General features: G+C 65.8%; 14 protein-coding genes. 7 read left to right on the top strand and 7 right to left on the bottom strand.

The features are described 5' to 3' along the window. Positions 1–4: 4 nt before the first annotated feature. The 4 genes from trmB to EAE28_RS01265 all read right to left on the bottom strand — a co-directional run bounded on the left by trmB (position 5) and on the right by EAE28_RS01265 (position 2,405). Entirely contained in the window at positions 5–739 is a 735-nt protein-coding gene (gene trmB, locus EAE28_RS01280; protein ID WP_127104010.1) for a tRNA (guanine(46)-N(7))-methyltransferase TrmB, read from the bottom strand. A 39-nt stretch (positions 740–778) separates the two neighbouring features. After that, positions 779–1,225 carry a DMT family transporter gene (locus EAE28_RS01275; RefSeq protein ID WP_127104009.1) on the bottom strand — a complete coding sequence of 149 codons (447 nt, stop codon included), beginning with the start codon at positions 1,223–1,225 and terminating at the stop codon, positions 779–781. A gap of 65 nt (positions 1,226–1,290) precedes the next feature. Further along, positions 1,291–1,869 (bottom strand): thymidine kinase, encoded by a 579-nt coding sequence (locus EAE28_RS01270; RefSeq protein ID WP_127104008.1) that lies wholly within the window; start codon positions 1,867–1,869, stop codon positions 1,291–1,293. Between the two features lie 107 nt (positions 1,870–1,976). Further along, entirely contained in the window at positions 1,977–2,405 is a 429-nt protein-coding gene (locus EAE28_RS01265) for an FKBP-type peptidyl-prolyl cis-trans isomerase (protein ID WP_127104007.1), read from the bottom strand. A 530-nt stretch (positions 2,406–2,935) separates the two neighbouring features. Here EAE28_RS01265 and EAE28_RS01260 point away from each other — a divergent pair. From EAE28_RS01260 to EAE28_RS01250, 3 genes are all read left to right on the top strand, one after another. Beyond that, positions 2,936–4,687 (top strand): bifunctional helix-turn-helix transcriptional regulator/alpha/beta hydrolase, encoded by a 1,752-nt coding sequence (locus EAE28_RS01260; protein ID WP_164736512.1) that lies wholly within the window; start codon positions 2,936–2,938, stop codon positions 4,685–4,687. Positions 4,688–4,788: 101 nt separating this feature from the next. Then, entirely contained in the window at positions 4,789–5,508 is a 720-nt protein-coding gene (locus EAE28_RS01255; protein ID WP_127104005.1) for an endonuclease/exonuclease/phosphatase family protein, read from the top strand. After that, the gene (locus tag EAE28_RS01250; protein ID WP_127104004.1) at positions 5,508–7,028 is read left to right on the top strand and encodes a phospholipase D-like domain-containing protein; all 1,521 of its coding nucleotides are present in this window, start codon (positions 5,508–5,510) and stop codon (positions 7,026–7,028) included. The genes EAE28_RS01255 and EAE28_RS01250 overlap by 1 nt, the downstream gene beginning before the upstream one ends. Here EAE28_RS01250 and aat read toward each other — a convergent pair. The 3 genes from aat to accB form a co-directional block, all read right to left on the bottom strand. After that, positions 7,023–7,655 (bottom strand): leucyl/phenylalanyl-tRNA--protein transferase, encoded by a 633-nt coding sequence (aat, locus tag EAE28_RS01245; RefSeq protein WP_127104003.1) that lies wholly within the window; start codon positions 7,653–7,655, stop codon positions 7,023–7,025. The two genes, EAE28_RS01250 and aat, sit on opposite strands and share 6 nt — an antisense overlap. A gap of 110 nt (positions 7,656–7,765) precedes the next feature. Further along, positions 7,766–9,112 carry an acetyl-CoA carboxylase biotin carboxylase subunit gene (accC, locus tag EAE28_RS01240; RefSeq protein WP_127104002.1) on the bottom strand — a complete coding sequence of 449 codons (1,347 nt, stop codon included), beginning with the start codon at positions 9,110–9,112 and terminating at the stop codon, positions 7,766–7,768. Positions 9,113–9,121: 9 nt separating this feature from the next. Further along, entirely contained in the window at positions 9,122–9,616 is a 495-nt protein-coding gene (accB, locus tag EAE28_RS01235; protein ID WP_127104001.1) for an acetyl-CoA carboxylase biotin carboxyl carrier protein, read from the bottom strand. A gap of 206 nt (positions 9,617–9,822) precedes the next feature. Between accB and EAE28_RS01230 the strand changes: the two genes are divergently transcribed. The 4 genes from EAE28_RS01230 to EAE28_RS01215 all read left to right on the top strand — a co-directional run bounded on the left by EAE28_RS01230 (position 9,823) and on the right by EAE28_RS01215 (position 14,743). Continuing rightward, on the top strand, positions 9,823–11,160 hold the full coding sequence (locus EAE28_RS01230; RefSeq protein ID WP_127104000.1) for a helix-turn-helix transcriptional regulator: 1,338 nt from the start codon (positions 9,823–9,825) through the stop codon (positions 11,158–11,160). Between the two features lie 115 nt (positions 11,161–11,275). Continuing rightward, complete coding sequence (locus EAE28_RS01225) at positions 11,276–11,713, top strand: response regulator transcription factor (protein WP_127103999.1); 438 nt, start codon at positions 11,276–11,278, stop codon at positions 11,711–11,713. 7 nt (positions 11,714–11,720) lie between these two features. Next, positions 11,721–12,017, top strand: coding sequence for a hypothetical protein (locus tag EAE28_RS01220; RefSeq protein ID WP_127103998.1), 297 nt, complete (start codon positions 11,721–11,723; stop codon positions 12,015–12,017). Beyond that, entirely contained in the window at positions 12,014–14,743 is a 2,730-nt protein-coding gene (locus EAE28_RS01215; protein ID WP_127103997.1) for an ATP-binding protein, read from the top strand. The genes EAE28_RS01220 and EAE28_RS01215 overlap by 4 nt, the downstream gene beginning before the upstream one ends. Positions 14,744–14,788 lie beyond the last annotated feature (45 nt).

Below are 14,788 nucleotides of genomic sequence, written 5' to 3'. Positions count from 1 at the left end.
AGCCTCAGGGCTTGCGGAACGTCATGTAATGGGGCGTGCGGCCTTCGCGCAGGGCTTTTTGCTCGTACCGGGTCGAAAACCAGTCCGCCCAGGCGGTCCGGCTGTCGGAGACCAGCTCGAAACCGGCCAACGGCACTTCTTCAAGCGTCTGACGCGCGTAGTCTGCAATATCGGTGGCCACCCGGAACTCGGCACCGGGTTTGCAGGCGGCAAACAGCGGCACAAGATGGTCCTGGGTCACAAAGCGGCGACGGTGATGGCGCGCTTTGGGCCAAGGGTCGGGATAGTTCAGAAAGACCTTGTCGAGCGTCGCATCGGGCATCACGTCGAACAGATCGCGCGCGTCGCCGGGATGCAGCAGCAGGTTGGGGCAGGGGCGGTTGCGCAGCAGCCCCAGCGCCATGGCGACGCCGTTGACGAACGGCTCGCACCCAATCAGGCGGACCTTCGGATAGGCCGCAGCCATATGCACCATATGCTCGCCGCCGCCAAAGCCGATTTCCAGCCAGATCGGCCCGTCACCGGGCAGCGCCTGTGCCATGTCCAGCGGGCTGCGCTCGGGGTTCTCGTCTATCGACACGCCGCGCAGGCGCAAGTCGGTGAGATCCTCGGACAGATAGCTTCGCTGCGCCGGGCGCAGGGTTTTGCCGTGCACCCGGCCATAGAAATTGCGATGCGTGCGCAGCGCGGCAAGCGCGGGGTGCGGCGGCAGGTCGGGTTTCTTGGGCTGGTCACTCATGCGCGGGCGAATAGCGCGCCTGCGGCTGGCTGGCAAGCCTCAGGCGCGCTGGATCAGAAACAAGCCCAAACCCATGAAGCCAAGGCCCGCAGCCCGGGCAAGGGTGATCGGGCGCAGGATGGCACCGAACAGACCGAACTGATCGATGGCCGCTGCGCTGATCACCTGTCCCAGCAACACAAAGAACACCGCATTGCCCACACCGAACCGGGGCGCCACGAAGGTAACGGACAGCACGTAAAAGCACACGAAAAGCCCGGCCAGAAACAGGTGCCACGGCTGGCCGGGCAGGCTGGCAAAGCCGCTTTGGCCGCCGGTGACCAGCATCACGACCAGAGCCCCCAGCATCGCCACGCAAAACAACACCACCGCCGCTGCGGTCGGCGAGGCAAGCCGCGCACCCAGCTGCGCGTTCAGCGCAGCAAGGACGGGGATGCCGATCCCAGCGGCGAGCATGATCGCGGCATAGCGCAGGGTGTCGGGCATGGGAGTCACCTTATGATGTCAGCAGCGGCCAGACTGGCGCAGCGCCAACGGCGAGGCAAGAGCGCTCAGCGCCCGACCGCCGCGCGCCAGTGGCGGCGGCAGAGCGAGACATAGGTTTCGTTTCCGCCGATCTGTACCTGCGCGCCCTCGCGCAAGGGCTGGCCGTCGGCGCCTTGTCGGATCACCATCGTCGCCTTCTTGCCGCAATGGCAGATCGTGCGGACTTCGCGCATCTCGTCCGCCAGCGCCAGCAGCGCGGCCGAACCGGGGAACAGCTCACCGCGGAAATCGACCCGCAGACCGTAGCCCATGATCGGCACGTCCAGATCGTCAACGGCGCGGGCCAGTTGCCAGACCTGTTCGTGCGAGAGAAACTGCGCCTCGTCGATGAACACGCAGGCGATGGGGCCTTGGGCGATGCGCGCCTCGATCTTGGCGAAAAGGTCTTCGCCGGGGGCGAAGGTATCGGCTTGCTCGCCGATGCCGATGCGCGAGGCGATGCGGCCATCCCCCGCGCGGTTATCGAACTGCGCGGTGATCAGATAAGTCTGCATCCCACGTTCGCGGTAGTTATGCGACGCCTGCAACAGGATCGTCGATTTACCGGCGTTCATGGTCGAATAGTGAAAATAGAGCTTGGCCATCGTCGCGGTTTAGCGCGCGGCACGCGGGCTGAAAAGCCCGTTTGCACCCTCGTCCGCAGGCGGGTTGAGAACCGTCGCCCGGGACGAGGGGCCTTGCCTCAGCCGGTTCAGCTGACGGCGACAACCTCGACCGCGAAGGTCAGGTCTTTGCCCGCGAGCGGGTGATTGGCGTCGAGCACGACCTGCTCGTCATCGGCCTCGATCACGACGACCGGAATCACCTGGCCCTGGGCCGACTGCATCTGCAGCTGGGTGCCCGGATCGGTCGGGATATGGTCGGGGATCTGAGCGCGCGGGACGGCCTGCCGGGCGTTGGCGTCATGCTCGCCATACGCCTGGTTCGCCGGAATGGTGACGGTTTTCTTGTCGCCCACGGCCATGCCGTCAATCGCGGCATCGAGACCGGGAATGATCTGACCCGACCCCAGCGTGAAGCTGAGCGGCTCGCGGCCTTCCGAGCTGTCGAACACGGTGCCGTCGGACAGGGTGCCGGTGTAATGGAACTGAACGGTGTCACCCGCCTTTGACTGGGTCATGAAATCTCCTGAGATCGGAGTGAATGGCGGAGGCGCCCTTGGCGCGGTTTCTCCGGTTGAGGCCTGAGTTTAACAGCCTCGTTCCCAGAGTAAAACCCTGGGGCCCGCGTTGCGCCGCGGCGGAGGAAAGCTTGTAAGGAAACCAAGGGGCTAAGGTGGAATTTCATAGCCGCCCCGTACAAGGACACCGGCCGCTTCGGCGGCGAAACCGCTCACCACGACCCGGATCATTCGCCCGCGCGCGCATGCTGCAACCTTGCCTTGCACGACGCGCCACAATGGTCGCGCCTTACGGCGCAGATCGCCTGAAAGAGGAGGGCTGGGCTGGGAACCGGGACGCCGCCAGTCGACAGAGAGTTCAGCAAAAAAGGGATAGTTAAAATGAATACGTGCTTAAGATTGTCCTAATGTGATCGGATTCGGCGCGCTTGGCTTCACCCATTCGGGCTAAATCCCTCGCCATACTGGGCGAAATGAGGCAATCTGACCCAGTTAACGCAAGAATTGTTGCAAAATGCGGGGCAGGGCCAGTGAGAGATCAGAACGAGGACGACGCCCTCGACGCTGAACGGGCGCGGCTGATTGGCAGCATCTATGACGTCGTGCTCTCGCCCGAGCATTACGACAGCTTCATGACCGACTGGTCCGATTTCGTCGACAAACTGGCGCGCCGATTGGGCGAGTTGCATGTCACCGACGGCCCGTCGGCCCGCCAGTTGCAAGACCCGGTGATCGAGGCGCATTTCCGCCGCGCCTTCGCGCTGTTCGAGCGCATGGGGCGCGGCGAGCCCAGCGAGCCTTTGGGCGGCCACCGCGCGCCGCTGGTCCGGCTGGGGCGCGGCGGCGTGGTGTTGTCGGCGCAAGAGGACGCGGCGCAGCTGTTTGGCGACACACTCTCGTTGGCCACAATCCGTGCTGCACTCGAACCTGACAGCGCCGCGCGGCTGACCACGCTGCTGGCGGCCTTTGACCGGGCTCCGGCATCGGGGCGCTTTGCGGTGCTGTCGCTGTCCGAACCGCCAGAGACCGGCGCGGGTACCTTGCCGGGCGGGGGGCTGGTCTCGGTGGTGACGACGCGCGATCCGGCGGGACAGGATTTCGTGGTCGAGCTGCGGGCCATGAGCATCGGCTGGAGTGCGCCACTGGCCAGCGTGCTGGTCGAAACCTTCCACCTGACCCCGCGCGAAACCGAACTGGTGCGCGAACTCACCCGTGGCGGCGATTTGCCCGCTGTGGCGCTGCGCATCGGGCGCTCGCTCAACACCCTGCGCGCGCAGTTGAAATCGGTCTTTGCCAAGACCCGCACCAATGCGCAGTCCGAGCTGATGCGCCTGATCGCCGCGATGGTGCTGCACGGTGCCGAAGACAGCCGTGCCGAGGCTGCCGTTGGCGATGGCACCGAAGTCGCGGTGGATCTGGGCGACGGGCGGATCATGCCGGTCGCTGTGCTGGGGCCAGAAGACGGGCTGCCGGTGGTTTTCCTTCACGGTATGCTCGAAGGGCTGGCCGCGCTGCACCGCCTTGGCCCGGCGCTGCATGCGGCGGGTCTGCGGCTCTATGCGCCGATGCGGCCCAATTTCGGCATTTCCTACCCCGCGACCCGCATCCGTGAAGCCCCGGATCATTTTGCCCGCGATCTGGGTCTGGCGCTTGGCGTGCTGGGCCTGTCACGGGTGGTGGTGATCGGCCATATGGCGGGGGCGATCTATGCGTACGGCGCCGCTGCGCGGCTGGCTCAGCAGGTCGCCGGGGTGGTCTGTGTGGCGGGCTGTGTGCCCATCGTCACAATCGAGCAATTCGCCCAGATGACCCCGCGCCAGCGCGCAGTCGCCTATACCGCCCGCTTTGCGCCCGCGCTGTTGCCCGCCGTGCTGCGGGCCGGGATCGCCCAGATCGACAGCCATAACGCCCAGAACTTCATGACACCGCTCTACCCCAAGGGCACCCGCGATCGCGAGGTCGTCGAGCGCGAGGGCATCGCCGAGGCCTTGCTCGAGGGCTACCGCTTCACCGTGGCGCAGGGGCAAAAGGCGTTTCAGATCGACGCCTGGCATGTGACGCGGGACTGGTCGGCGCTGGTTGCTGCGTCCGATTGTCCGGTCGCGCTGATCCACGGCGGTGCAGATCCGGTGGTCCGGTTAGAGAGCGTGCGGCACTTCGCCCAGCGACAGGCCCGGGTGCACCTGCACGAGATCGACGGCGAGGGTCAGCTTTTGCTCTACAGCCAGCCCAGCGTCGTCCTTGCCGAGATCCGCGCCTTTGCCGAACGCTGCCTGGCCTAGCCCGCAGCCTTCACTGTCGTGTGTGAGGCTTTCGGCCGCGCAGCCATTGCCGCGGCGGGGTTGCGCCCTATACTCGGCTAAGTCCCAGCAAAGAACGTCCCATGCCGCACCGTCCAGAGCTGATTGTCGGCTCCTACAATATCCACAAGGCCGTGGGCACCGATCGCCGCCTTGATCCGCATCGCGTGATCTCGGTCATTCGCGAAATGGCGCCCGACCTGATCGCCTTGCAAGAGGTCGACAAGCGCTTTGGCGACCGTCGCGGGATTTTGGATCTGGATGAGCTTTACGCCCAGACCGGGCTGCAACCCGTCCGCCTGAGCCTGCGCAAAAGCGAGTTGGCGCATGGCTGGCACGGCAATCTGATCCTGTTCAAGAATGCCGAGCTTGAGGACGTGCGCACCATCGATCTGCCGGGCATGGAGCCGCGCGGGGCCATTGTCGCCGACCTGAGCTTTGCCGGGCAGCCGATCCGCATCATCGCCGCGCATCTGGGGCTGCTCAAGGGCTCGCGCCTGTTGCAGGCGCGCAGGCTGGCCGACGAGATCAGCCCCGACCGCCCGACGCTGATGATGGGCGATCTGAATGAATGGCGGCGTGGGCCGGGTTGTTCGCTGATGCCGTTGAAAACCGGTCTGGACGCGGTGGCCCGCGCCTCGACCGTCGCCAGCTTTCCCTCGGCCCGCCCGATGCTGGCACTGGACCGCATCATCGGCTGCACGCGGGCCGAAGTGGTCGACCTGTCACCGCATACCTCGGCGCTGTCGCGCATGGCCTCTGACCACCTGCCCATCCGGGCGCGCATCCGATTGGGCACATAATGCACTGGCAATCTTGGATCGTGATCGCGCTGCTGGTGGCCGGGGCGGGGGCGTTGATGACGCTCTGGGCCACCGGCCGCTTTGCCAAACGCAAGCGCGGCAAGGCCACGCATGTGCTGCCCGCCGGGTCGGACACCCGGCTCGATGCACTGATGGAACCGCTGGAACGCGCGCATCCGGGGCTGACGGGCGCGCGACTTGTGCCGGTCGACAAGGACGCGCTGACCCTGCGGCTGGCGCTGGCGCACAGCGCCGAGCGCAGCCTCGATCTGATGTATTACATCTGGGAGGATGACCTGAGCGGCCGTCTGCTAGCGCAGGCGGTGCTGGACGCGGCGGATCGCGGCGTGCGGGTACGGATGCTGTTTGACGACGTCAACACGCTCAACCGCGACCCGACCTACCGCGCGCTCGACCGCCATCCGCGGATCGAGGTCCGGCTCTTCAATCCGATCCGCAACCGCGACCGGGGCGTGCTGCGCGGGCTGGAAATCCTGTTCAACCTGATGCCTTACAACCGACGTATGCACAACAAGATGTGGCTGGCGGATCAACGACTTGCCATCTCGGGCGGACGCAATGTGGGCGATGCCTATTTCGGTCTGCAACGGGGCTGGGACACCGATTACGACGACCTCGACATGCTGCTGTCGGGGGCCGTTCTGCGTGACATGGGCGCGCTCTATGACCGATTCTGGAACTCCGGCCTCTCGCTGCCGGTGCGTCGGCTCTGGCTGGGAAAATCCACCCGGCTCAAGCGCTTTCGCCGCAACCTGAACCGGATTTTGGCGAAGAAACCCAGCCAGGAGCGGATCGAAAAGCTTGACCTGCCGCTCGCCGATCATGCCGAAGAAGTGCTCAACGTCGAGACCCTGCGTTGGAGCGACGGGCTGTCGTTTATCGGCGACCCGCCCGAAAAGACGCTGGGCACCCGCCGCAATGGCTGGATGGCCAGCGAATTGATGCCGCTTCTGCAATCGGCCAAGCGCGAACTGCGCATCATGACGCCGTATTTCGTGCCCGGAGGGCCGGGGCTCAAGGCGCTGGTCGATCTGCAGAAATCCGGCGTGCAGATCGAGATCATCACCAACGGTTTGCGCCGCACCGACAGCGTGTTGGTCTACGGGGCCTATCGCTGGTATCGTCCGCGCTTGCTGGCCGCCGGGATCAAGCTGGTCGAGGCCGCAACCCCCGGCGCGCCCGACACGATGGTGCACGCCAAGACCTTTATCGTCGATGGCCAGCGCGCCTTTGTCGGCTCGTTCAACTTCGATCTGCGCTCGGCGTTTCTGAACACCGAGCTGGGGATGTTGTTTGACGATCCGGGGTTGATCGAGGATCTGACCGCGCTGTTCGAAGAAGCCTGCACGCCCGACAAAGCCTGGCGTCTGTCAATGGACGGCCGCTTTATCCGCTGGCAGCGCGGCGACGAGAGCACCCATACGGAACCGGGCACCACAGCGTGGAAACGCGTGCTGACCTTTGCCATCGGCCACCTGCCGATCCACCGCTTCCTATGACCAGAAGGCCCCGTCCACGCTGTCAGGGTTAACGGGCGCAAAGGCGGCGTCGGCCTGTGCCGGTGCGATCAGCGCCTCGGCGAGCAGCTGACGATAGCGCGCGCGGGGGATCTCGGTGCCGCCCAAACTGGCCAGATGCGGTGTCAGATACTGCGTGTCCATCAACTGAAACCCGCCGCGCTGCAACCGCGCCACCAGCTCGGCCAGCGCCAGTTTCGAGCCATCAGTCACCCGCGACACCATGCTCTCGGCAAAGAACGCACCGCCGATCGCCAGCCCGTAGACGCCCCCGGCCAGTGACCCGTCCGGGCTGCGAACCTCGACCGAATGGGCCAGTCCCATCGCGTGCAGCTCATTGAAAACCCGGAAAATCTCGTCGTTGATCCAGGTGACTTCACGGTCAGCACAGGCGCGCATCACGCCGCCGAAATCGCTGTCGCAGGAAAAGCGGAACCCACCCCGCCGCCGCGACCGCTGCAAGCTGCGCGAGGCGCGGAACCGGTCCAAGGGCAACACACCCCGCTGACGCGGTTCGAACCAGTGAATGGTGGGATCGTCGGCGGTCTCGGCCATCGGAAAGGCCCCGCCCGCATAGGCCCTGACGATCAACTCCGGCGTCAACCGCATCGCGCCCCTATTTTCTGTCTAAAAATATCCACGGGGGGATCCCCAAGGGGGGCGCGTGCGCCCCCCTTGGGCGAGGGGGTCCGGGGGGCGAGCAGCCCCCCGGTTCCCGGTCACCCCAGCTCTTCGGCCAGAAACTTCTCCAGCCAGTGGATGTTGTACTCGCCGGTCACGACGGCTTCATTCTCAAGCAGCGCAAAGAACAGCGGGATCGTCGTGTCGATACCGTCAATGATCAGCTCACCCAAGGCCCGCTTGAGCCGCGCGATCGCCTCGGGCCGGTCGCGGCCGTGGACGATCAGCTTGCCGATCAGGCTGTCGTAATAGGGCGGGATGCGGTAGCCGCCATAGAGCGCCGAATCCATCCGCACGCCCAGCCCGCCGGGTGCGTGGAAGGTGTTCACCAGACCGGGGCAGGGTGAGAAGTTCGGCAGTTTCTCGGCGTTGATGCGCACTTCGATGGCATGGCCGTTGAGCACCAGCTCATCTTGCGTGAACGACAGGCCCATGCCCGAGGCAACACGGATCTGCTCGCGCACAAGATCGACGCCGAAGATCGCTTCGGTCACCGGGTGCTCGACCTGCAGACGGGTGTTCATCTCGATGAAATAGAACTCGCCGTCCTCGTACAGAAACTCGATGGTGCCCGCGCCCGAGTATTTCATCGCGCCGATGGCATTGGCGCAGATCGCACCGATCTCAGCACGCTGCTCGGGCGTGATCGACGGGCCGGGGGCCTCTTCCAGCACCTTCTGGTGGCGGCGCTGCAGCGAGCAGTCGCGTTCGCCCAGATGGACCGCGTTGCCTTTGCCGTCGCCGAACACCTGAATCTCGATGTGACGCGGCTTTTGCAGATATTTCTCGATATAGACTTCGTCGTTGCCGAAGGCCGCTTTGGATTCCGAACGCGCGGTGCGAAAGGCGACTTCCAGCTCGGGCTCGGATTTCGCCACCTTCATGCCGCGCCCGCCACCGCCGGCGGTCGCCTTGATGATCACCGGATAGCCCATGGCGCCCGCGACCTTCTTGGCCGTCTCGACATCCGGCACGCCGCCCTCGGATCCCGGCACCACCGGGATACCCAGCGCCTTGGCGGTTTCCTTGGCGGTGATCTTGTCGCCCATCATGCGGATATGCGCCGCGCTGGGACCGATGAAGGTCAGGTCATGATCTTCGACCATCTGCACGAAACTGGCGTTTTCCGACAGGAAGCCATAGCCCGGATGGATCGCCTGCGCGCCCGAGATTTCACAGGCCGAGATGATCGCGGCCATGTGCAGATAGCTGTCAACCGAGGGGGCGGGTCCGATGCAGATCGCCTCGTCGGCCATGCGCACATGCATGGCGTCCGAATCGGCGGTCGAATGCACGGCAACCGACTGGATGCCCATCTCGCGACAGGCCCGGATGACCCGCAGCGCGATCTCGCCGCGGTTCGCGATGAGGATTTTGTCGAACATGGACCTGCCTTATTCGATGATCATCAGGGGGGCGCCGTATTCGACCGGCGTCCCGTCGGAAACGAGGATGCGCTTGACCGTGCCCGACGTCGGCGCCGGAATATGGTTCATCGTTTTCATCGCTTCGATGATCAGCAGCGTATCACCGGCGCTGACCTGCTGGCCGACGCTGACAAAGGGAGCGGCACCCGGCTCGGCGGCCAGATAGCAGGTGCCGACCATCGGCGAGGCCACGGCGCCCGGATGCTCGGACGGATCGGACGACGCGGTGGTGGCGGCGGCGCTTGCCGGCGCGGCTGCCGCAGGGGCGGCGGCGGTCGGTGCGGGGGCGTAATTGACCGGCGCGGCCTGAACGACCGGCGCGTGCTTGGCGACTTTCACGTTGAGCGTGTCGTTTTCACCGTACTCGCGCTTGACCGAAATCTCGGTCAGCTCGTTGGTGTTCAGAAGCTCGGCGAGTGCCTGAATGAAGGCCACGTCGGCCGTGATGTGATCTTTGCTCATGGACATCCTCGTTGGGGAAGAAGGCTTGCGCCCCGGCCCCGATGCTTGTCTGGCTGCGTGTCTGGCGCGTCATGCGCTTTGCCGCGGCGTTATACGTCAGGCCCCTGCGTCTGAAAAGTGCCATTCGCCCCGGTGTCTGTCGGGGCGCTTTTCCCGCGCGTTGGGCCGGTGCATGGTGTAACAGGTTTAAGAGGGAGGCAAGGGATATGCCCAAATCGGCGCTCTCAGGCACGCGTATCCGCGCATTGCGCACGGCTCGGCGGCTCGGCCAGGCCGATCTCGCGCGCATGGCCGGTGTGTCGCCCTCCTATCTCAACCTTATCGAGCACAACCGCCGCCGCGCCAGTCCCCGCATCATCGAGGCCATCGCCGGGGCGCTGCAAATCCCGCCCGAGGCCTTGGACGAACGCGCCGGAGATGCCCAGGTCGAGGCCTTGCGCGCCGCGGCTGCCCGCGCGCAGCCTGCGTCTGTCACCGGCACCGCGCCCGAGATTGACCGCGCCGAAGAGCTGACCGGCCGCTTTCCCGGCTGGGCCGCGCTGATCACCCAGCTGCACACCGCGACCGAAACGCAGGACCGCACGATCGAACGGCTTTCGGACCGTATGGCGCATGACCCCAACCTGTCCGAGGCGCTGCACGAGATCGTCTCGGCGGTGACGGCGGTGCAGTCCACAGCGGCGATTCTGGCGGAATCCGAGGATCTTGAGCCAGAATGGCGCGCCCGTTTTCACCGCAATATCCATCAGGATTCGGTCCGGCTGGCCAATGCGGCCGAGGCCTTGGTGGCATTTCTGGATACCTCGGGCGAAGAGACCGGCCTTGCCGCCCCGCAGGAAGAGCTGGAAAGCTGGCTCGAGCATCAGGGCTTTCACGTCGCCGCCATCGAGCAGCCCGCCGGTCCCGACTGGAATGCCCTGACCAGCGGGCAGGCCGAGCTGGCCTCTGCCGCCGCGCGCACTTTGGCCGTCAGCTGGCTGGAACGCGCCCGCGTTGATGCGCAGGCGCTGCCCTTGGCGCGACTGATGCCGGTGTTGACGGCGATGCTGGGCGGCGGCGGGGTCTTTGCGCCCGAGGTTCTGGCGCGCCAGTTCGGCGTCAGTCTGGCGCAGCTGTTCCGCCGCCTTGCCACGCTGCCGGCCGCGCCGGGTGTCCCTCGGTTTGGCTTGGCGGTCTGCGATGGTTCGGGAACGCTGACCTTCCGGCGCCCGGTCGACGGCTTCCAGTTGCCCCGGTTTGGCGGGGCCTGTCCGCTCTGGCCGCTGTATGAAGCGCTGGGGCAGCCCGACCGCCCGGTGCGGGCGCTCGTCGAGTTTGCCGGACGCCCGCCGGCGCGCTTTGTCGCTCATGCCATCGCCGGGGCACGCGATCCGCTGCGCTTTGAACCGCCGCATGTGTGGGAAGCCAGCATGCTGGTGACGCCCGCTTTGGTTGCGACGATGTCGGGGGATACCACCACGCCGCGTGGCGTCGGGACCAGTTGCCGGGTCTGCCCGCGCATGGACTGCCCGGCACGGCGCGAGCCGTCGATTGTCGCCGGGTAAGTCCTTCGACCCGTTGAGGCATGCTTTGACAGAGATGTGATAAGACGCAATAGTCTGTGCCAGACGCTGTCCGGGGAGGGCGGCGCAGGCGACAGCACCGGGGGAGGACCACGGCATGGAGCACGATGGCACCGCACCCTCGGGGACTGCGGCGGTGACGGGCCCCGGCAGCCCGGGCGCTGGCGGCGGTCGTTCGGTGCTGGTGGTCGAGGATGAGCCGAACATCTCGGAAGCGATTCGCTATATCCTTAAACGGGATGGCTGGTCGGTAACGCTGGTCGACAGCGGGGCCGAGGCTTTGGATTTCGTCACAACAGCGCGCCCGTCGGTGATGATATTGGACGTCATGCTGCCTGGCGTCAGCGGTTTCGATATTCTGCACGCCCTGCGCAGTCGGCCCGAGACCGAGGATCTGCCAGTCATCGTGCTGACCGCCAAAGGCTCGGTTGCCGTTCGCGATACGGCGCTGCAGGCCGGGGCCTCGCGGTTCATGGCCAAGCCTTTCGCCAATGCCGAGTTATTGGCTGCCGTGCGCCAGCTTGCCGGGCTATGATCGCCCGATGAAAGCGCCCCGAGCCCCCCTGTTTCTGGAACGCAAGACCTATCGCCGCCGTCGCCTGATGGACGCGGCGCGCATTTTGCCGGTGGTCGGGCTGGTGATGATCCTGTTGCCGGTGCTCTGGTCCAGCAGCGAAGGCGGCATCGGTACAGCGGGTGAGACGGTCTATCTTTTCGTGCTGTGGATCGGGCTGATCCTTGCCGCCGGGTTGCTCTCGCGCCCGCTGCGTGCGGCGCTTCGGCGCGAAACCACGCCCCCCGCCGCCGAGGCCGGAGGCGACAGGGACGGCGTGTCATGACCCTGAACATTCTGATCCCCGCGGCGCTGGGGTACGTCGTCTTTTTGTTCGTCATCGCCTCGCTGGCCGAGCGCCGGGCGGAAAGCCTGCGCGCCTCGGGCCGCAAACCGCGCTTTCTGCGCTCGCCGCTGATCTACACGCTGTCGCTGTCGGTCTATTGCACGGCGTGGACGTTTTACGGCGCGGTTGGTTACGCGGCGCGGTCGGGGTTGGAATTCGTCACCATCTACCTGGGGCCGACGCTGGTTTTCGTCGGCTGGTGGTGGCTCTTGCGCAAGCTGGTGCGGATCGGCAAGGCGCAGCGGGTGACGTCGATCGCCGACCTGATCTCGTCGCGCTACGGCAAGTCTAACGCAGTGGGGGTGATCGTCACCATTCTGGCCGTCGTCGCCACCACGCCCTATATCGCGCTGCAGCTGCAATCCATCGCGCTGGCCTTTGGCGCCTTTGCCGCCGACCAGCCGCTGGCCCCGCGCCAGCTGGCGCTGTGGGTGGCGGTGGGGCTGGCGCTGTTCACCATTCTGTTCGGCACGCGCAATCTGGATGCCAACGAGCAGCACCACGGCGTTGTCACCGCCATCGCGGTCGAGGCGGTGGTCAAACTTGTGGCCTTGCTGGCCGTGGGGATCTGGGTGGTCTGGGGGCTGGCCGATGGGCCCGCCGACATCATGGCGCGCATCAGCGAGGCCGAACGCCCCGAATGGGAAATCCAGCCGGGCCGCTGGCTGGGGCTGACCTTTCTGGCCGGGGTGGCAGTGATGACCCTGCCGCGCATGTTTCAGGTGCTGGTGGTCGAGAATGCCGACGAAAGCCATGTCGGCGTCGCCAGCTGGGCCTTTCCGCTCTATCTGATGGCGATGAGCCTGTTCGTGCTGCCCATCGCGGTAGCCGGGCTGACCTATTTGCCACCGGGGATGAACCCGGACCTGTTCGTGCTGACCCTGCCGCACGCACTGGGGCAGGACGCGCTGGCGATGCTGGCGTTTCTGGGTGGGTTTTCGGCAGCAACCTCGATGGTGATCGTCGCGGCGCTGGCGCTGGCGACGATGGTATCGAACCATATCGTCGTGCCGCTGTGGCTGAGCACGCGCAGGCGCGCGCCATGGCCGGTGCCCGAGGCTGGCGACATGCGCGGGCTGGTGCTGAACGCGCGGCGGCTGTCGATCGGGGTCATTCTGGGGCTGGGGTATCTGTATTTTGCCGTCTCGGGCGGCTCGCGCGCGCTGGCGGCGATCGGATTGATCTCGTTTGCCGGAATGGCGCAGGTGTTTCCGGCGCTGATGGGAGCGTTGTACTGGCGCGGTGCCAGCCGTCTGGGCGCTGTGGCGGGGCTGGTCGTTGGCGCGCTGGCCTGGCTCTATACGCTGTTTCTGCCGTCCTTTGGGCCGGGCGTGATGATGAGCGCGGATCTGATGGCGCAGGGGCCGCTGGGCATCAACTGGCTGCGCCCCCACGCGCTGTTCGGTGTCGAGGGGATGGACCCGCTGCTGCACGCGCTGTTCTGGTCGCTGGCACTGAACGCGGTGGCCTTTATCGCAGGCTCGCTGCTCAGCTTTCCCAGCCCCGTCGAGCGCGTGCAATCGGCGCAGTTCGTCAATGTCTTCGACTATAGCCGCGGCGAGGATCGCCCCAGCGCCCGCGGTTGGTCGCGCGAGGCCGCCGAGAACGAGGCTGAGGATCTGCTGGCGATGTCACAGCGCATCCTTGGCGGGGCCGATGCGCAGGGGTTCTTTCAGGCCGAGGCGCGTGCGCAGGGCAAAGGCGGCTTCCTGCCCGATCCCACGCCTGATTTTCTGGACCGGCTGGAGCGCGAACTGGCAGGCTCGGTCGGCGCGGCGACGGGCCACGCGATGATCGCGCAGATCGTCGGCGGGCGGCTGGTGACCGTGGATGACCTGATGGCGGTGGCATCCGAGACCGCGCAGATCATGGAGCATTCCGCCCAGCTGGAAGCCAAGTCCGAGGAACTGGCCCGCACCGCCCGCCAGCTGCGCGAGGCCAACGAGATGCTGCAGAAGCTCTCGGTGCAAAAGGACAGCTTTCTCAGCCAGATCAGCCACGAGCTGCGCACGCCGATGACCTCGATCCGGGCGTTTTCGGAAATCCTGATGGACGACGAAGTCAGCCCCGACGAGATCTCTCGCTACGCGCGTATCATCCATGACGAAAGCATCCGTCTGACCCGGTTGCTAGATGATCTGCTGGATCTGAGTGTGCTGGAGCACGGGCAGGTCAATCTGGATATCCAGAGCGAACGGTTGAGCGTTCTGCTCGACCGGGCACTGATGGCGTCGAATTCGGTGCAGCCGCAGCGGGTGTTCACCATCCGCCGCCAGACGGTTGACGAGGACATCGCCCTGCGCACCGACATCGGGCGGCTGACGCAGGTGTTCATCAACGTGCTGTCCAATGCCCGCAAGTATTGCGATGCCACCCAGCCCGAGATCCGCATCACCACGCGTCAGCGCGGCGGGCGGGTCACGGTGGAGTTTGTGGATAACGGCTCTGGCATTCCGAAGAAAAGCCAGATGCTGATCTTCGAAAAATTCGCCCGGCTGACCGATACACACCAGGCTGGCGGTGCCGGGCTGGGTCTGGCGATCTGCCGCGAGATCATGCAGAATCTGGGCGGCGAGATCGCCTATCTGCCGGGGCAGGGCGGCGCGGCGTTCCGGGTCAGCTTTCCGGCAGTGTTGCAGGCCCGGCCCAGCCGCGCCGCCCGGTGAGGTCTTTTGGTGCGGGGGGTTGCTGTTAGTGCCGGGGGGCTGCCG

This window comes from Pararhodobacter zhoushanensis (assembly GCF_003990445.1).
Classification (GTDB): Bacteria; Pseudomonadota; Alphaproteobacteria; order Rhodobacterales; family Rhodobacteraceae; genus Pararhodobacter; species Pararhodobacter zhoushanensis.
The sequence above is the reverse complement of the archived record's forward strand: the minus strand, read 5'-3'. Positions and strand labels throughout refer to the sequence as shown.